Source organism: Agrobacterium sp. 22-210-1 (genome assembly GCF_053522525.1).
This window is the reverse complement of record NZ_JBNWCI010000001.1, coordinates 672,235-689,666: the sequence shown is the minus strand read 5'-3', so window position 1 is coordinate 689,666 and position 17,432 is coordinate 672,235. Positions and strand designations below refer to the sequence as shown.

The following is a 17,432-nucleotide window of genomic DNA, read 5'->3' as shown; positions in this document are numbered from 1 at the left end:
GCTTGTACTTTGAATACGAAAACGCCCGGCAAGAGCCGGGCGTGAAATTCTTGATTGAGGCGCTAAAACCTCTCTCCTGCGTCATCCTCGGGCTTGACCCGAGGATCCACAACCCAGCCGCCCATGGATCCTCGGGTCAAGCCCGAGGATGACGTGGAGTGTGGTGAACCGCCGATTGAAGCGGTCGTTTATGTCTATTGGACAAAGAACCTCAGCACTTCCACACCAAACCTTACCAGCAGCAGAAACCACCATCCACCAGCAGGTCCACGCCCGTCACGAAGCTCGCGGCGTCAGACAGCAGGAAGATCGCCGGGCCGACCATTTCATCGACGCCTGCCATGCGCTGCATCGGCGTCTGCTCTTCGAAGAGCTTGGTCTGGTGCACCATTTCCGGCCGCGTGTTCATTGGCGTCGCCGTGTAACCCGGCGAGATGGTGTTGACGCGGATGCCGCGCCCCACCCACTCCATCGCCATGGATTTCGACATGTGGATGACGCCGGCCTTCGAGGCGTTGTAATGGCATTGCATCAGCCCGCGATTGACGATGACGCCAGACATGGAGGCGATATTGACGATCGAACCACGGCCGTTCTTCAGCATGGCATTGGCTTCCGCCTGGCAGGAGAGGAAAACGCCCTTCAGGTTGATGTCCATCATCGTCTGGAACTGGCTTTCCTCCATCTCCTCGGCCGGATTGGCGTTGGCGATGCCGGCGGCATTGACCGCGAGCGACAGCGCACCAAGTTCTGCCTCAGTGCGGGCAACCGCATCGATCAGCGCTTCTTTGCTGGTCACATCAGCGGCGATCTGGATCGACCTGCGCCCGGCCTTGGCGATGAAATCCGCCGTCTGCGCCAGACCGTCATCGGTGCGACGGTCGAGCAGCGCGACATCGGCGCCGGACTGGGCAAGCCCCATGGCGATCCGCTGGCCGATGCCGGAACCGGCGCCGGTGACAAGCGCCACCTGGCCGGAAAGATCGAACAGTTTCGGCGCGTTGAGGGTGATGGTGGACATCGCTATTTCCTTCTTCAGATGGTCGCCAGTTCCATGACCGAGACGTCGTTTGCTTCGTCGCGGTTGAGGATGCCGGCCTGTTTTCCCTGCGCAAGCACGAGGATGCGGTTCGAAACGCCCAGCACCTCTTCCAGATCGGAGCTGACGACGATGACGGCGACGCCGTCTTTCGCCAGACCGACGATAATATCGTAGATGCCCGCCCGTGCGCCGACATCGATGCCGCGTGTCGGCTCGTCCAGCACCACCACACGCGGATTGCGGGCAAGCCATTTGGCAATGACCACCTTCTGCTGGTTGCCACCGGAAAGATCCGATGCCGGCTGTTCGCTGCGGCCCTTGACGCCGAATTTGGCGATGGCTTCCCTGGTAAAGGCGCGCTTGATGCGTGGCGTGATCCAGCCGGTGCCAACGCGGTCGAGATTGGCATAGATCAGGTTTTCACCGATCTCGTGCTCCACCACCAGCCCCTGCAATTTGCGGTCTTCCGGCACCATGACGATGCCCCTGGCGATGGCATCCGCCGGGCTTTTCAGCGTCAGCACCTTGCCATCCAACAGAACCTCACCCGCACTCGTCGGATCGGCACCGGAAATAGCCCGCACCAGTTCGGTGCGTCCCGCGCCGATCAGCCCGGCAATGCCGAGGATTTCACCGGCGCGAACGCCGAAGCTGATGTTGCGGAAAGCATTGTCCGCGCCGGTCAGCCCCTTGACCTCCAGCACCATCTTGTCCTGCGGTTCCGGCAACGCCGGGAACAGGCGCTCCAGCGAGCGGCCGACCATGCTTTCGACAATGGTGCGCACCGGCGTCGCGCTATCGGCAAATTCATGCACCCGTTCGCCGTCGCGCAACACGACGATGCGGTCGGTGATCTGTTTGATCTCTTCCATGCGGTGGGAAATATAGATGATGCCCACGCCCTCGGCGCGCAGCTTGCGCACCTGCTCGAACAGCGCCTGCGTTTCCGCACCGCCAAGTGCCGCCGTCGGCTCGTCGAGGATCAGGAGCTTGGCGTCGAGCGCCAGCGCCTTGGCGATTTCGATCAACTGCTGGTTCGCAGTCGAGAGACCGGCCACCTTGCGGGTCGCGGGAATGTGCAGGTTGAGGCGCGCCAGCTGCTGCTGTGCTCTGCGCACCATCTCGGCGCGGTCGACAACGCCATTCTTCATCGGCCAGCGGCCAATGAAGACATTTTCGGCAATGGAAAGTTCCGGCAGAAGCTTCAGCTCCTGATGGATCAGAACGACACCCTTGTCGATCGCTTCACGCGGGGACGACGGCGCATAGGGCTGCCCAAGCCATGTCATCTTGCCTTCGGACGGCTCACGCGAACCGGCGATGATGCCTGACAGCGTGGATTTGCCCGCACCGTTTTCACCCAGCAAGGCCACCACTTCGCCCGGATAGACGTCGAGATCGACGGCTTTCAGAACCTCAAGCGGACCGTAACGTTTGCTGATGCCACGGAGCGAAAGAACCGGCTCGCGCATGACGGGACCTCCCAGGACACGTCAGCAGCGGGAATGCCCGAAGCCTTGCGTCCGAAATAACCTAAAGACAAACCAATGAATGCCCCGCGCATCAGATTGGACGCGCGGGGCAACGGGATCAGGGGTGGTTGGCGATGAAGCCTTCGACATTTTCCTTGGTCGTCAGCGTCGCATCGGAGAGCTGCACGGCCGGAACCTTCTCGCCGCCGACGATCTTGACGGCCATCTCGACAGCCATGCGGCCCATCTTCTGGGTCTGCTGCGTCGCGGTTACGTCGAAGACGCCGTTCTTCAGCGCCTCAAGGGCTGCCGTATCACCATCGAAGCCGCCAACGACGATTTTCTGCGAAGGGTTGGCAACCTTGATAGCCTGTGCCGCGCCGAGCGCCAGACCGTCGGCCTGCGCAAAGACGATGGAAACGTCAGGATTGGCCTGCAGCATGTTCTGCATGATCTGGAAGCCTTCGTCCTGGCTCCACATGTTGGACCACTGTTCGGCAACGATCTTCACGCCGGAATTGGCGTTTACCGATTCCATGCAGCCCTTGGTGCGGTCCACTTCCGGTGTCGTGCCCTTCTGGCCATGGATGATGACCATCTTGCCCGAACCGCCGGCCTGCTTGATGATGTAATCGCAAACCGACTTGGCGGAAGCGACGGAATCGGTGGCGAGGAAGGTATCGCCCGGCGCGCCATCGGCATTGCGGTCGATGTTGATGACCGGAACGCCGGCGGCTTTCGCAAGCTTCACCGGAACGGTCGCGGCAGCGGCACCGGCCGGAATATAGATCAGCGCATCGATATTCTGGGTCAGCAGATCCTGAATCTGGTTCACCTGCGTCGGGCCGTCACCCTTGGCATCAACGGTGACGACGGCAATGCCGCGCGTCTTGGCTTCGGCTTCGACGGCCTGCTTGATCTGGTTGAAGAAGTTCGCCTGCAGATTGGCGACGGCAAGGCCGATCTTCTTGACTTCGGCGGCATTGGCCTGGCCGAGCGACAGGGCGAGAAGGGCAGCGGATGTCAGCAGAATGCGTGAAAATTTCATGATTATTCCTCCATTTGTTGATTGTTGACCTTTGGGCAGATCGAACCTCCTCCCCTCCGGCCGTTTTTCACGCCTCCCATGCCGGGAGGGTCGTTTATTGCGCGGACGGCTCAGCACCATCCGCAGGCAAATTCAGCTTCTGCGGCGGCGCAAAGTTTCAGCACCCACGGCCAGCACGATGACGACACCGATGATGACCTGCTGGAGAAAGGGAGAAACGTTGAGCAGGTTGAGGCCGTTGCGCAGCACGCCGATGATCAGCACGCCGATCAGCGTTCCGCCAATGCCGCCCGCACCGCCCGAAAGCGAGGTTCCACCGATGACGACGGCCGCAATCGTATCCAGCTCGTAACCGAAGCCGCTGGAGGGCTGTACCGAGTCGAGACGTGCGGCGAGAACGATACCGGCAAGACCGGCGAGAACCGCGCAGGCGACATAAACGCAGATCGTCACCAACGGCACGTTGATGCCGGCAAGACGCGCCACTTCCGGGTTGCCACCCACCGCATAAACGGTGCGGCCTTCCGAACGGAAACGCAGGAACGCCCAGGAAATCAGCACCACGACCAGCATCAAAAGCACGGTTGCGGTCAGCACGCCGAAATGGCGCTCAATCGCCAGCATCATGAACCAGTCAGGAAAACCGACGATCTGCTGGCCGTCGGTGATCATGTTGGCAAGTCCGCGCGCCACCGACATCATTGCCAGCGTGGCAATAAAGGCAGGCACCCGGAAAGCGGTGACGAGAATACCAACCACAAGGCCGCAGGCGGCAGAGGCGACAAGCGCCAGCACGATGGCCATGCCCATCGGCATTCCCGCGACATTAGCCGTCCAGCCCATGATCATCATCGACAGCGCCAGAACCGAACCAACAGACAGATCGATGCCGCCGAGCAGGATCACGAAGGTCATGCCAACGGCCATGATGCCGAGAACGGTGATCTGGTCGAGAATGTTCAGACCGTTTCTGAGCGACAGGAAGTTCTCGCTGGCGAAAGTCAGAAACACACAGAGCAGCAGCAGGCCCAAAAGAGGTCCGGTCGCACCACTCAGCCAGGCAAGCGGGCTCCTGGTGTGTGTGACCCCCTCATTGCGTTCAATCGCGGACATGGCTCCTCCCGGTGACTGTCTTGCATTTTTTAAACCGATTAGAATAATTATTCATCATCGGTGAAACATGCATAAGCCAGTTCTGAGAAGCTTGTCAATAGGCTTGGATGGCGAGGCAGGCCTTGCGCAAGATGGGAGAGCTGGAGACTTGCGCCTCCCCACCTCATTCCTGTGCTCGTCACAGGAATCCAGCCGACGCGCGTCTGCGCGGCGGGAAGAGCCCTTTCAGCCCAAGGACTTGGGCTGACTGGATTCCTGTGACAAGCACAGGAATGAGGGCGGTGGAGATGCTCTTCACCATGAATGCGAATGTATCGGCAGAAATAACCAGCACGGATTGAAACAAGAGAATCCGCAATTCCGGCTTGACAGAAACGCCATCTCTGCAATTATATAAATAGCTGTATAAATATTCACACGCATGTTTTGAAGAGGATTCCATGCAGTCCCAGGAGCTAGAGCGCATTGCGCGCCAGATTCGCCTTCGCGACGTACAGGCTGTTTTCGAAGCGGGTGCGGGCCATGTCGGCGGCGAAATGTCCGCTATCGACATCATGACGGCCCTTTATTTCCGCGTATTGCGCATCTGGCCGGATGATTCGAAGAACCCTGCGCGCGATCGTTTCGTGCTTTCGAAGGGCCACACGGCCTGCGCGCTTTATGTGACATTGGCCAAGCGCGGCTTCATCCCGGAAGAGGAAATCTCGACCTTCCTGCAGCCGAATTCGCGCCTCAACGGCCACCCGAACTGTAACAAGGTGCCGGGTGTCGAAACCAATACCGGCCCGCTCGGCCATGGATTGCCCGTCGCCGTCGGCATGGCGAAGGCGGCCAAGCTTTCCGGCGCGGACTACCACACCTATGTCATGACCGGCGACGGCGAGATGCAGGAAGGCTCCAACTGGGAAGCCATCATGTCCGCCGCGCAATTCGGCCTGAACAATCTGACGCTGATCGTCGACCACAACCGTTTCCAGCAGGGTGCCGCGCTTTCGGAAACCAACGATGTCGCGCCGCTTCGCCCGAAGCTCGAGGCTTTCGGCTGGGAAGTCAGCGAAATCAACGGCAACGCCATGGCGGAAGTCGTGCCGGCGCTGGAGCATCGCGGCAATCGCCCGCATTGCATCGTCGCCCACACAAACAAGGGTCACGGCATTTCCTTCATGCAGGACCGCGTCGACTGGCACCATAAGGTTCCGAGCAGGGAACAATATGAAATCGCCGTCAAAGAACTTTCGGAGACATTGTGATGAACGCGCCCGTAACCGCCGCCAAACTGTATGACTGCCGCGACGCCTTCGCTGAAACGCTGGAGGCGCTGGCCGCCGGCAATGACAGGGTCGTCGCCGTCTGCAACGATTCGGTCGGCTCCTCGAAGCTCGGCGGCTTCAAGTCGAAATTCCCCGAGCGCCTCGTCAATGTCGGTATTGCCGAACAGAACATGGTCGGCGTCGGCGCCGGCCTTGCCAATGGCGGCCAGCTGCCCTTCGTCTGCGGTGCATCCTGCTTCCTCACCGGTCGCGCGCTGGAGCAGATCAAGGCCGACCTCGCCTATTCCAACGCCAATGTGAAGCTGATCGGCATTTCGTCGGGCATGGCCTATGGCGAACTCGGCCCGACGCACCATTCCATCGAGGACTTTGCCTGGACCCGCGTTCTGCCGAACCTGCCGGTCATCGCCCCCTGCGACCGCATCGAAACGGCCGCCGCCGTCAAATGGGCGGCGGACTATGCCGGCCCTTGCTTCCTGCGCCTGTCACGCGTCGGCGTGCCGGATCTGCTGCCGGAAGGCCATGTCTTCGAACTCGGCCGCGCCAATCTTCTGCGCGAGGGTTCCGATCTGACGCTGATCGCCAATGGCACGCTGACCCACCGCATCGTCAAGGCCGCTGACATTCTGGCAAGCCGCGGCATCAAGGCCCGCGTGCTGAACATGGCGACCGTGCGCCCCATCGATGAGGCGGCCATCGTCGCCGCAGCGACCGAAACCGGCGCGATCCTGACGGCAGAGGAACATTCGATCTTCGGCGGCCTTGGGTCTGCCGTTGCCGAAGTTGTGGTCGATCAGGCCCCCGTGCCGATGAAGCGCCTCGGCGTTCCCGGCGTCTTTGCTCACACCGGTTCCGCCGAATGGTTGCTCGATGAATTCGGCATGGCGCCGGCGGCCATTGCGGATGCGGCCGAAGCGCTGATCAAGAGAAAATAAAGTCTCCTCCCAGAGTCGTCGCGCGTCTTCGGATGCGCGGCGACACCCTTTCTGCAATATCCTCGTTTAATCGCCGCAAGGCGAAACGAAAAAACTGCCGACGAAAGACTCACGTGATGCGCGCCATTCTGTCCATTGATCAGGGCACCACCAATTCCAAGGCCATTCTCGTCTCGGAAAGCGGAGAGCTGCTGGCGCGCGGCTCATCACCGGTCGGCATCGCCTATCCGCAGCCCGGCTGGGTGGAACAGGAACCGCAACGCATCTGGGCCTCGGTCCGCGAGGCAATCTCCGCTTGCCTTGCCGCCTCGCCCTCTGACGTCGATGTCGCGGCCATCGCCATCTCCAACCAGCGCGAATCCGTGACCATCTGGGACGGCGAAACCGGCGAGCCGCTCGGCCCCGTGCTCAGCTGGCAATGCCGCCGCACGGCGCAGGACTGCGCCGAACTGATCGAGAAGGGCCATTCCGAGCGCGTCATGGCGCTGACCGGCCTGCCGATCGACCCGATGTTTCCGGGCGCAAAAATGCGCTGGCTTCTGGAGCGCGCGCCGAAGGGCCGCAGGCTCCGCCTCGGCACCATCGATAGCTGGTTGATCCATTGTTTCACCGGCGGCAAGGTCCATGCCTGCGATGCCTCCAACGCCGCCCGCAGCCAGGTGCTCGATCTCAACCGGCAGGTCTGGAGCGATGAGCTTTGCGATCTCTTCGGCATCGATATCAACGCTCTGCCGGACCTGCGCGACAGCAGCGGCGATTTTGGCGTCACATCAGGCGTTCCCGGCATCAAGGACGGCACGCCGATTCTTGCCGCCATCGGCGACAGCCACGCAGCCCTCTTCGGCCACGGCGCCTTCAACCCCGGTGATGGCAAGGTGACGTTCGGCACCGGCTCGTCAGTCATGACGACCCTGCCGCATTTCATCGTGCCCGAACGCGGCATCACGACCACCGCTGCATGGCGGCTCGGCGGCAAACCGACCTTCGCCTTTGAAGGCAATATTCTCGTTTCGGCAGCCTCCCTGCCCTGGATGACCGACATTCTCGGCCTGCCGGATGTCGCGGCCCTCGTAGAGCTTGCCGCCACGGCAGAACCCGAAGGTCCGGGTTTCGTACCGGCATTCGTTGGCCTCGGCGCGCCCTATTGGGACACGCATGCCCGCGCCTTGTTCTCCCAGATAAATTTCAGCACCACCCGTGCCCAGATGGCCCGCGCCGTCACCGATTCCATCGCCTTTCAGGTCCATGACGTCTTTGCCGCCATGCGCGCGCAGTCGCCTTCCGGCTTCGGGCGACTATTCGTGGATGGTGGGCCGAGCCAGAACCGTTTCCTGATGCAATGCGTCGCCGATATGCTGGAACACCCCGTCATCCAACGCGACGCGCCGGAAGCTTCCGCACTGGGTGCAGCCTATCTCGCCGGCCTCGCCCTCGGTGTCTGGAGCGATCTCGATGCAATCGCGGCGTTGAACAGCAACGGCAACACCATCGCGCCGTCCGCGAGCGAAAACAGCCAACGGCTCAGCGTCTGGCGCGACGCGATTGCCCGCTCGACCTTGCCTGTAACCTCGGGTAATGGTGAATAAAAATTCACCCTGGAGGGCTTATGGGCAGGCTAAACGAACTTCGAATGATTTCCCGCGTGGCGCAGATGTATTTCAGCGAGCACAAAAGGCAGGCGGAAATCGCACAGCATCTCAATCTCTCGCAGGCAACCGTCTCGCGCATGTTGAAGCGTGCCGAGGCGGAAGGGATCGTCCGCACCAGCATCATTCCACCGCCCGGCACCTATAGCGATCTGGAAGCGCAGCTGCGCGAACGTTTCGACCTGCCGGAGGCCATCGTCGTCGATTGCAGCGAGGATCGCGATGGCGCGATCATGGCCCGCATCGGCGAGGCAGCGGCGCATTTTCTTGAGGTGACGCTGTCGCAGAACGAGATCATCGGCGTCTCCAGCTGGAGCCAGACGATCTTCAAGATGGTGGAAAACATCCATCCGCTTAAAGGTGCCAAGGCGCGCTATATCGTCCAGACGCTGGGCGGCATGGGCGATCCTTCCGTGCAGACGCATGCGACCCAGATCACCACCCGGCTGGCCCGGTTGACGGAAGCCGAACCGAAACTGCTGCCGGTGCCGGGCGTCGCCACCTCGCGCGAAGCCAAGCTTTTGATGCTCGCCGATCCCTTCGTGCGCGAAACCATCGATCTCTTCGGGTCCATCACGCTCGCCATTGTCGGCGTCGGTGCCGTCGAACCATCGGAGCTTCTTGCCCGGTCCGGCAACATCTTTTCCGCCAAGGAACTGGCCGATCTGGCCCAGGCGGGTGCGGTGGGCGACATCTCGCTGCGCTTCTTCGACAAGGACGGCAAGCCGGTGAAGACGCCGCTCGACGACCGGGTCATCGGCCTGCCGCTGGAAAACCTCTCCAATGTCGATCGCGTCATTGCACTCGCAGGCGGCTCGAAAAAGACCGAGGCGATTGCAGGCGCGCTCAGAACCGGTGTGATCGACGTGCTCGTCACCGATAAATTCACCGCCGAACGACTGGTCGGCAAAGAAACATAGCCAAAATCCCATAAAGGAGGAGACATGAGGCGCTTTGAAGGTCAATCCGTATTCGTGACCGGAGGCAACAAGGGCATCGGATACGGCATAGCTCGCCGTTTTGCCGAGGAAGGCGCTAAAGTCGCCATCGCCTCTGTCGACAAGGACACGCATGACGCCGCCAGAAAACTGGCGGACGAAACCGGCACCGTAACCCATGGCGTCATCCTCGACGTGCGCGATGCGGCAGCGGTGCGCGACGCCTATAGCGCAGCCGAAGAGGCGATCGGCGCGCTTTCCATCTCCGTCCAGAATGCCGGCGTCATCACCATTTCCAAGATCGAGGAACTGACGCAGGAACAGTGGGATTTCAATCTCGACGTCAATACCAAGGGCGCGTTCCTGTGCTGCCAGGAGGCGATCCGCCGCTTCCGCGCCAGCGGCACCAAAGGCCGCCTCGTCAACACTGCTTCCGGCCAGGCGCGTCAGGGCTTCATCTATACCCCGCATTACGCCGCCTCGAAGTTCGGCGTTATCGGCCTGACGCAAAGCCTTGCCAAGGAACTGGCGCCGGAAGGCATCACCGTCAACGCCATTTGCCCCGGCATCATCCACACCGAAATGTGGGATTATAACGACCGCGTCTGGGGCCAGATGCTCGGCGATTACAAGCCCGGCGAACTGATGGCCGAATGGGTGCGCAACATCCCCATGCGCCGCGCGGGAACGCCCGCCGAAGTGGCCGCACTGGTGGCGTTTCTGGCTTCCGACGATGCGGCCTATATCACCGGCCAGACGATCAATGTCGATGGTGGGTTGATCATGTCTTGAGGGGCCTTGCGACCTCTCTCTTCCGTCATCCTCGGGCTTGACCCGAGGATCCATCCCCGCGCAACAATGGATCCTCGGGTCAAGCCCGAGGATGACGGCACTGTAGAGAAGTCTTCAGTGACAGGCAGTAATCCGCAATGTCAGTTGCGCAGCCGGTAGCCCGTCTTGAACATCCAGCCGACAACACCGAGGCACAGCGCCAGAAACAGCGTGATCATCGCAAGGCTGATGACGGGATTGACGTCGGCGATCTCGTAAAAACTCCAGCGGAAACCGCTGATGAGATAAAGCACCGGATTGAAGTGGCTGACCGTTTGCCAGAAGGGCGGCAGCATGTCGATGGAATAGAAGCTGCCGCCGAGGAACGTCAGCGGCGGCACCACCAGCATGGGGATGAGGTTCAGCTGCTCGAAATTCGTCGCCCAGATGCCGATGATGAAGCCAAACAGGCTGAAACTGATAGCCGTCAGCACGAAAAACAGCACCATCATGAACGGATGGGCAATGTGGATATCCACGAAGAAGGTGGCCGTGATCAGAATAATCGTGCCGATCATCAGCCCCTTGGTCGCCGCCGCCCCGACATAACCGGCAACGATTTCCGTCATCGAGACGGGCGCGGACAATATCTCATAGACCGTTCCGGTGAACTTCGGGAAATAGATGCCGAAGGAGCCGTTGCTGATGCATTGGGTCAGAAGCGTCAGCATGATCAGGCCGGGCGTTATGAAAGCGCCATAGGAAACGCCGCCAACTTCCTGAATCCGCGAGCCGATCGCAGTTCCGAACACGATGAAATAAAGCGATGTTGAGATGACCGGCGAAATCACGCTCTGCAACAGTGTGCGCCGCGTGCGCGCCATTTCGAACAGATAGATGGACTTGATGGCTTCGAAATTCATTTCTGGCCTCCCACCAGCGAAACGAAGATATCCTCAAGCGAACTCTGCCGCGTGGAAATATCCTTGAAATGGATGTTGGCGGCGGAAAGAGCGCCCAGAAGATCGGCGATGCGGCCCTGCTCGCCGTTGTCCTCGATTTCATAGGTGAGCGTACAACGATCATCCGAAAGCGTCAGGCCGAAGGGCGCGAGACTGTCGGGCAAGGTTTCCACCGGCTGCGCGAGTTCAAGGAAAAGCTGCTTGCGTCCGAGTTTCTTCATCAGCGCCGTCTTTTCTTCCACCAGCAACAGCTCGCCGCCATTGATGACGCCAACACGGTCGGCGATCTCTTCCGCCTCCTCGATGTAATGCGTGGTCAAAATGATGGTGACGCCCTTGGTGCGCAGCTCGGAAACGACATTCCACATGTCGCGGCGCAGGGTCACGTCGACGCCGGCGGTCGGCTCGTCGAGGAACAGTACCTTCGGTTCGTGCGCAAGCGCCTTGGCGATCAGCACGCGCCGTTTCATGCCGCCGGAAAGCTCCCGCAGCATGTTGTCTTTCTTGTCCCACAAGGACAGGGACCTCAGAACGCTTTCGATCAGTTGCGGGTTCTTCTTTTGCCCGTGCAGGCCACGCGAGAAGCTTACCGTGTTCCATACGGTCTCGAACATATCCGTCGTCAGCTCCTGCGGCACGAGGCCGATCAGGGCGCGGGTCTGGCGAAAATCCTTCACCACATCATGCCCGCCGACAAAAACGGAACCTTCGCCCGGATTGACGAGACCACAAACGATGGAGATCAACGTCGTCTTGCCGGCACCGTTCGGACCCAAAAGAGCGAGAATTTCTCCCTCTCTGATATCAAGGCTGACGCCTTTGAGCGCCTGAAAGCCATTTGCGTAGGATTTGGTCAGATTCCGTATCGAAACAATGGCATTCATCGCGAATCTTTCGAAAAAACCGAGTAAGATGCACGCCATATAGGCCGTGAAACGCGCAAATGCCAGCCCGGAGGCCTGAACACTGCGTTCGGCAATCGAGGAAAATCAGCCGTAAACGCTGTAGAAAAACTGCGCCGCGACGAAGACCAGAAACACCCCGAAAGCCCGCTCCAGCTGCTTTTTGCTGAGCGCATGCGCCAGCCGCGCACCATAGGGCGCAACCACGAGAGTAATGGGGATCAGGAGCACCACGGCGATCCAGTTGATGAAGCCGGTTGAAAACGGCGGCAGGCCCGCATCCCCCCAACCGGCCCAGATGTAACCCAGCAGCCCCGGCAGCGAAATCAGCACACCAACGCCGGAGGACGTGGCAACCGCCTGATGGATGGATCGCCCGTAAAGCGTCATGAAGGTATTGTTCATCACCCCGCCGCCCACACCCATCAGGCCGGAAAAAAGCCCGATACCGGTGCCCACCAGAAAACGGCCCGGATTTTTCGGCAGGTCGGAGCCGAGTTGCCAGCTCGCCCGGTTGAAAACCATCCGGAAGGCGAGCGCCAGCGCGATGAAGGCGAAGATCAGCCGCAGCGCAACACTGGAGGCATAGGCGGCCACGACGGATGCGACGATGGTGCCAAGCGGCACGGCGACGATCCAGCCCTTCAGGAGATCGATATCGACCGCGCCTTTCTGGCGATGGGTCAGAAACGAGCGGATGGAGGTCGGCACGATGATGGCAAGCGACGTACCAAGCGAAAGATGCATGCGCACCGCCTCCGGCACATCCAGAAGCCCGAAGACGTGGTAAAAGACCGGCACCAGAACCGCGCCGCCGCCGATGCCGAACAGCCCGGCGAGAAGGCCGGCTACAACACCCGCCGCCGCAAGTGCGGCGGCAAACACCATTATCTCTGAAACAGGGGGCATCAAAACAGGCTCCCGGGCGCCGTTGTCACAAACATGTGACCCTCATAGCGTATCAGAAAGACGCGGCAAGCCATGTTGGCCGCAGGTCAGTACGGCGCGGTGTCTTTTGCCGCGCATCCGCACCGGATCGACCACTCTATGGGATCGCTTCCCATTTTATGCTCTTGCAAAGACGCCGATATCCCCCCGATAAGGCAGTCTTTTTCACCGGCCTTCGGGCCGGTTTTTTTTGCGCATGTGACAGGGGCGTATGTGTTGGGAGATGGATGCCAACGCCCTCCCTCCGTCATTCCGGCTCATCCTCGGGCTTCGGGGACGGGAATGACGGAAAATACACGGCGTCACAACAAACGCCGATCTGCCCAGCGAATATCGTCCCGCACCACCAGGCAGGTCTTACCGAGCGTCCTGGATGTTAGCTTTCAGGGGGTTGTCCATTGACAACGGGTCGAGGGTGCGTGGGGCTTCACCCCCCTCTGTCCTGCCGGGCATCTCCCCCTCAAGGGGGGAGATCGATCTGCGGCAAGGTCTCGCCCATCTCAGCGCCGGCGAATGAAGCGGTGGTAGCGCCGCTTGCCGATCTCCCCCCTTGAGGGGGAGATGCCCGGCAGGGCAGAGGGGGGTAAGCCCCACGCACCTCCGGTCCGTTGTCAATGGACAACCTCCTGAAAGCTCACACCTAGAGCATCGGAACGAAAACTGTATTGTGGTTTTTACAAAATCCGATGCTCAAACAAAAACTGAGAGCGACGGGACCGATTTCGATTTATCTCTCACCGCTCTAATCACAATGCCTGTAACCGGATTTGCGGGTGCGCAGATCGAAGTGAAAATGGTTCCAATGGTTGGGATCGCTGCCTGGCCCGAGAACGGTCGAGAAATATTTGCAGCTATCGGACCTCACCGCCTTCAGCAGAGCCTTTTCACGGAAGGCGAAGAAGTTCTTGCTGCGAACGTCGATTTCCTTGCCGTTCTTGAGCGTGATCGTACCGATATCGATGGCGTTGCCGCGCGCATGTTCCGACCACGGGTTGCTGGAGCGCGAATTCATCTTGCGGCAGGAGTAACCACCCATCGGCGTGATGCGGCCGACGCCCGAGAGATAACGGAAGCGCGAGGATGGCACGAGTTCGAACTTCACCCATTTGGCGAAGGCAAGCGTGACCTGGCAATTGAGCTTCACCGCCGGGCGGATGGCGACGCCGCTGGCAAGTCCGCTGAGTTCGATCGGATAATCGATGCCGCAGGTCGGACCGTCGGCGATACGCGCAACATCGCGGAAAGCGACGCCGAGACGACGCAGCTGGGAGCGACAGGCAACCTCGGAGGAAGGCATGACGCCGGGCGGCATGGTCGACCGGTTGCTTTGTCCGCCGCGCGCCATCGGATCGTTCGGCATCAACATGGCAACCTCCTCCACCGGTTGGCGGCGAGAAGACGAGCCAAGGGATGGCGGCGGTATCAACCGTGATTGACCGGCGCTCTGCTGCCGGCGAGGAGGAGAGACGGCCACCGGATTGTCGGTGCCGATACCATCCACCACCGGCTGTTGCGAGACGCCCTCGGCAATATCGGCATCCTGCTCTTCCGCAAGCCCGCGAACCGGTTCCACGCCCAGCATGGAATCCATGTTCACCCCACCCTCGCCTTCGGCAATCTGGCCGCCGGCCATCGGCTGCGAGGACATGGCCTGGTTTTGCATCGTCTGAGTTGGCATCGTCTGAGTTGGCAAGGGCTGCGTCGTGGCGCTGTGACCGCTCGCGGCCATACGCGCCTGATGCTGGGTATCGAGTGTGGAATAACCCTGTCCGCCCTGCGGTGATTGCAAAAGGGGATCCTGCGAAGCGTAAGGCTCCGGCATCGGCTGCGACACGGCTGCGGGATAATCGGTGGCCTGCCCGGCCCGCTCGGCCTGATAGACGGCGCCCGGCGGCGCGCTGTAACCCTGCTGCCGCGACGACCTTATGGCGCTGACACGCGTGGTGCCATCGACCTCGGCCGGCGGCACGAGGCCTTCCGCCGAACACGACACCATGACCGTGGAAATCATCAGCAACGTCACAAGACGACGCGGAAGGGAAACATACGCCATACGAGAACCTGTACCTTCAGCGGCCGCAAACGCGGCAATACAGGTCAAATTTTAAAGAAATGAGGTAAACGAAACCTTATTGGTTGCGGGAAATAACGAACCGGCCAGTTTTGGGGTCATCTGATGCAAAAGCCCGGCCAAGCGGCATCCGTGGAGAAGAGAAAGTTCGAAGAACTCTCCGCCGTAATGCTCGGGCCTGTCCCGAGCATCTGCAACCGTTTGATTTTACGAGGCGTGGTTGGATCCTCGGGACGAGCCCGAGAATGACGTCGAGTGTGGATAAAGGTCCGTCAACAAGCGAAGGGCGCAGCCAAAGCCGCGCCCTCCGATTAATCCCAAGCGGATCAACTCACGCCGCCCGAGAAACCTCGCGCCCTGCCCCCTGTCCAAGTTCGAAACGGGAAAGCAGCGAGCGCAGCTGCTGGCTTTCCTCGGCGAGCGTCTGGCTGGCCGCCGTCGTCTCCTCCACCATGGCGGCATTCTGCTGCGTCATCTGGTCCATGTGGTTGACGGAGGTATTGATCTCCTGCAGGCCGGTCGCCTGCTCCCGCGCCGCCGTGGCGATGGAATTCACATGGCCTTCGACGCGGTTGACCAGCGCCACGATCTCCTCCAGCGCATCGCCCGTGGAGCGCACGAGCGCGACCCCGCCGCCGACCTCTTCCGCCGAACGGTTGATAAGGGTCTTGATCTCCTTGGCCGCATTGGCGGAGCGTTGCGCCAGTTCGCGCACCTCCTGCGCCACCACGGCGAAGCCACGCCCCGCTTCGCCAGCGCGAGCGGCTTCCACCCCGGCATTCAGCGCCAAAAGGTTGGTCTGGAAGGCGATTTCGTCGATGACCGAGATGATCTGCCCGATCCGTTTCGAGGAATCCTCGATACGGCCCATGGCATCGACGGCGTTGCGAACGATCTCGCCTGAGCGGCCGGCGCTGGTTTTCGTGTCCTGTACCATCTGCCGCGCCTCATTCGCGCGCTCGGAGGCGGTGCGCACCGTGGCGGTGATCTCGTCAAGAGCCGCTGCCGTCTCCTCCAGCGCCGCCGCCTGCTGTTCGGTCCGGCGCGAAAGATTGCCGGTGGCGCCGCTGATGTCAGAGGCGCTGTCATTGACGACATGGCCGGTTCTGGCAATGGCTTCAATGGCGCCGTGCAAAGCGCCGACGGCACGGTTGAAATCCATGCGCAGTTTTTCGTAATCCGCGCCGATATCGGCAAGCTCGACGGTCAGATCGCCATTCGCAAGCGCTTCCAGCGAATTGCCGAGCTGGCTCATGGCATAGGCCTGACGTTCGGATGCGGAGCGCAGAACCGTCTCATTGCCTCGCCGCGCCTCTTCCAGTGCCCGCTGCTGGTCAGCCTCCCGGGCCTGCAGGGCGCTGCGCTCATTGACGCTGTCACGCAAGACCAAAAGCGTCTTCGCAATTGCACCGATTTCGTTGCGGCGGTCAGCGAACTGGATTTCGGCCGTGCCGTCACCATCGGCGATCCGCTTCATGCTTTGGCGGATAAGGTCGATCGGTCGCGTCACGCTGCGTACGACGGCTGCCGCGACGCCGATGACCAGAAGGCCGGACAGAACGCACAGACCGATGTTGAAATAGGCATCGCTCCAGAACACCGCCTCAAGATCGTCCACATAAACACCAGTGCCGACAATCCATCCCCAGGGCGCGAAACCGGCGACATGGGAGAACTTCTCCACCGGATCCGGCGCGCCGGGCTTCGGCCAATAATAATCAACAAAGCCCTGACCTCCCGCCTTCACCGTGTTCACGAATTCGACGAACAGCGCCTTGCCGTTCGGATCCTTGTTGGCGGTAAGATCGGTGCCGTTCATTTCAGGCTTGATCGGATGCATCACCATTTTGGGATGCATGTCGTTGATCCAGAAATAACCGCTGCCATTGCCATAACGCATCGCCGCAATTGTCGTTTTGGCCTGCTGCTGCGCGGCTTCCCGTGTCAGGCTGCCGCTCTGCTCCAGACGATAATATTGCTCGAGAATGGCAACGGCGGTTTCGTTCATCGCCGCAAGCCCGGCTTTGCGCTCGCGCTCCATCTCGTGGAAGGTTTCAAAAAGGCTGAATGTCAGCGCCGCGGTCAATATTGCCAGAAACAATGCGACAAGCGCATAAAGACGCATAGATATCGTAACGTTTTTCATATTCCCCCCAACGCCGAAGATGGCATTCCCATCAGCCGATGTTAAAGTTGAAAAATTTATTATCATTAAATACGCATCTTATACGTTAGTATTATTCCCGACCGTCTCATCGAACCCCGCCAATACTCTCCGCAGCCACTCAAAAGCGGCATGGCTGTCCGAAATTC

Annotated in this window: 14 protein-coding genes; 5 read left to right on the top strand and 9 right to left on the bottom strand. The window is 60.5% G+C overall.

The features are described from left to right. Positions 1 to 232 precede the first annotated feature (232 nt). The 4 genes from ACQZ5F_RS03435 to ACQZ5F_RS03420 form a co-directional block, all read right to left on the bottom strand. A complete protein-coding gene (locus tag ACQZ5F_RS03435; protein ID WP_225339203.1) occupies positions 233 to 1,021 on the bottom strand; it encodes an SDR family oxidoreductase in 789 nt (262 codons plus the stop codon). 14 nt (positions 1,022 to 1,035) lie between these two features. Continuing rightward, positions 1,036 to 2,514 carry a sugar ABC transporter ATP-binding protein gene (locus tag ACQZ5F_RS03430; RefSeq protein ID WP_448731137.1) on the bottom strand — a complete coding sequence of 493 codons (1,479 nt, stop codon included), beginning with the start codon at positions 2,512 to 2,514 and terminating at the stop codon, positions 1,036 to 1,038. A gap of 118 nt (positions 2,515 to 2,632) precedes the next feature. Next, a complete protein-coding gene (locus ACQZ5F_RS03425; protein ID WP_003520405.1) occupies positions 2,633 to 3,562 on the bottom strand; it encodes a sugar ABC transporter substrate-binding protein in 930 nt (309 codons plus the stop codon). Positions 3,563 to 3,694: 132 nt separating this feature from the next. Further along, a complete protein-coding gene (locus ACQZ5F_RS03420) occupies positions 3,695 to 4,675 on the bottom strand; it encodes an ABC transporter permease (protein ID WP_046798195.1) in 981 nt (326 codons plus the stop codon). A 440-nt stretch (positions 4,676 to 5,115) separates the two neighbouring features. On the opposite strand from ACQZ5F_RS03420, the gene ACQZ5F_RS03415 reads away from it, so the two are divergent. The 5 genes from ACQZ5F_RS03415 to ACQZ5F_RS03395 all read left to right on the top strand — a co-directional run bounded on the left by ACQZ5F_RS03415 (position 5,116) and on the right by ACQZ5F_RS03395 (position 10,257). Next, positions 5,116 to 5,925 (top strand): transketolase, encoded by an 810-nt coding sequence (locus ACQZ5F_RS03415; protein ID WP_448731136.1) that lies wholly within the window; start codon positions 5,116 to 5,118, stop codon positions 5,923 to 5,925. Next, positions 5,925 to 6,881: a transketolase family protein gene (locus ACQZ5F_RS03410; RefSeq protein WP_225339201.1), complete on the top strand. Its 957-nt coding sequence runs from the start codon at positions 5,925 to 5,927 to the stop codon at positions 6,879 to 6,881. Before ACQZ5F_RS03415 ends, ACQZ5F_RS03410 begins: the two co-directional genes overlap by 1 nt. Before the next feature lie 116 nt (positions 6,882 to 6,997). Beyond that, the gene (locus ACQZ5F_RS03405; protein ID WP_225339200.1) at positions 6,998 to 8,467 is read left to right on the top strand and encodes an FGGY family carbohydrate kinase; all 1,470 of its coding nucleotides are present in this window, start codon (positions 6,998 to 7,000) and stop codon (positions 8,465 to 8,467) included. Between the two features lie 20 nt (positions 8,468 to 8,487). Further along, positions 8,488 to 9,447 (top strand): sugar-binding transcriptional regulator, encoded by a 960-nt coding sequence (locus ACQZ5F_RS03400; RefSeq protein ID WP_046798190.1) that lies wholly within the window; start codon positions 8,488 to 8,490, stop codon positions 9,445 to 9,447. A gap of 24 nt (positions 9,448 to 9,471) precedes the next feature. Then, positions 9,472 to 10,257, top strand: coding sequence for an SDR family oxidoreductase (locus ACQZ5F_RS03395; RefSeq protein ID WP_225339199.1), 786 nt, complete (start codon positions 9,472 to 9,474; stop codon positions 10,255 to 10,257). Between the two features lie 140 nt (positions 10,258 to 10,397). Here the strand turns inward: ACQZ5F_RS03395 and ACQZ5F_RS03390 are convergent, their stop codons facing one another. From ACQZ5F_RS03390 to ACQZ5F_RS03370, 5 genes are all read right to left on the bottom strand, one after another. Continuing rightward, complete coding sequence (locus ACQZ5F_RS03390) at positions 10,398 to 11,159, bottom strand: ABC transporter permease (protein WP_046798188.1); 762 nt, start codon at positions 11,157 to 11,159, stop codon at positions 10,398 to 10,400. After that, positions 11,156 to 12,082, bottom strand: coding sequence for an ABC transporter ATP-binding protein (locus tag ACQZ5F_RS03385; protein ID WP_046798187.1), 927 nt, complete (start codon positions 12,080 to 12,082; stop codon positions 11,156 to 11,158). The genes ACQZ5F_RS03390 and ACQZ5F_RS03385 overlap by 4 nt, the downstream gene beginning before the upstream one ends. A gap of 105 nt (positions 12,083 to 12,187) precedes the next feature. After that, positions 12,188 to 13,009 (bottom strand): sulfite exporter TauE/SafE family protein, encoded by an 822-nt coding sequence (locus tag ACQZ5F_RS03380; RefSeq protein ID WP_448731135.1) that lies wholly within the window; start codon positions 13,007 to 13,009, stop codon positions 12,188 to 12,190. A 781-nt stretch (positions 13,010 to 13,790) separates the two neighbouring features. After that, positions 13,791 to 15,101 carry an extensin-like domain-containing protein gene (locus ACQZ5F_RS03375; RefSeq protein ID WP_225339198.1) on the bottom strand — a complete coding sequence of 437 codons (1,311 nt, stop codon included), beginning with the start codon at positions 15,099 to 15,101 and terminating at the stop codon, positions 13,791 to 13,793. Positions 15,102 to 15,450: 349 nt separating this feature from the next. Continuing rightward, positions 15,451 to 17,265, bottom strand: coding sequence for a methyl-accepting chemotaxis protein (locus ACQZ5F_RS03370; RefSeq protein ID WP_225339197.1), 1,815 nt, complete (start codon positions 17,263 to 17,265; stop codon positions 15,451 to 15,453). Between the last annotated feature and the right edge of the window lie 167 nt (positions 17,266 to 17,432).

Coding starts and splice junctions, on each gene's coding strand:
- ACQZ5F_RS03395 (WP_225339199.1), top strand. CDS start 9,472: ATGAGGCGCTTTGAAGGTCAATCCGTATTCGTGACCGGAGGCAACAAG.
- ACQZ5F_RS03370 (WP_225339197.1), bottom strand. CDS start 17,265: ATGAAAAACGTTACGATATCTATGCGTCTTTATGCGCTTGTCGCATTG.
- ACQZ5F_RS03420 (WP_046798195.1), bottom strand. CDS start 4,675: ATGTCCGCGATTGAACGCAATGAGGGGGTCACACACACCAGGAGCCCG.
- ACQZ5F_RS03405 (WP_225339200.1), top strand. CDS start 6,998: ATGCGCGCCATTCTGTCCATTGATCAGGGCACCACCAATTCCAAGGCC.
- ACQZ5F_RS03400 (WP_046798190.1), top strand. CDS start 8,488: ATGGGCAGGCTAAACGAACTTCGAATGATTTCCCGCGTGGCGCAGATG.
- ACQZ5F_RS03385 (WP_046798187.1), bottom strand. CDS start 12,082: ATGAATGCCATTGTTTCGATACGGAATCTGACCAAATCCTACGCAAAT.
- ACQZ5F_RS03390 (WP_046798188.1), bottom strand. CDS start 11,159: ATGAATTTCGAAGCCATCAAGTCCATCTATCTGTTCGAAATGGCGCGC.
- ACQZ5F_RS03410 (WP_225339201.1), top strand. CDS start 5,925: ATGAACGCGCCCGTAACCGCCGCCAAACTGTATGACTGCCGCGACGCC.
- ACQZ5F_RS03435 (WP_225339203.1), bottom strand. CDS start 1,021: ATGTCCACCATCACCCTCAACGCGCCGAAACTGTTCGATCTTTCCGGC.
- ACQZ5F_RS03375 (WP_225339198.1), bottom strand. CDS start 15,101: ATGGCGTATGTTTCCCTTCCGCGTCGTCTTGTGACGTTGCTGATGATT.
- ACQZ5F_RS03430 (WP_448731137.1), bottom strand. CDS start 2,514: ATGCGCGAGCCGGTTCTTTCGCTCCGTGGCATCAGCAAACGTTACGGT.
- ACQZ5F_RS03425 (WP_003520405.1), bottom strand. CDS start 3,562: ATGAAATTTTCACGCATTCTGCTGACATCCGCTGCCCTTCTCGCCCTG.
- ACQZ5F_RS03380 (WP_448731135.1), bottom strand. CDS start 13,009: ATGCCCCCTGTTTCAGAGATAATGGTGTTTGCCGCCGCACTTGCGGCG.
- ACQZ5F_RS03415 (WP_448731136.1), top strand. CDS start 5,116: ATGCAGTCCCAGGAGCTAGAGCGCATTGCGCGCCAGATTCGCCTTCGC.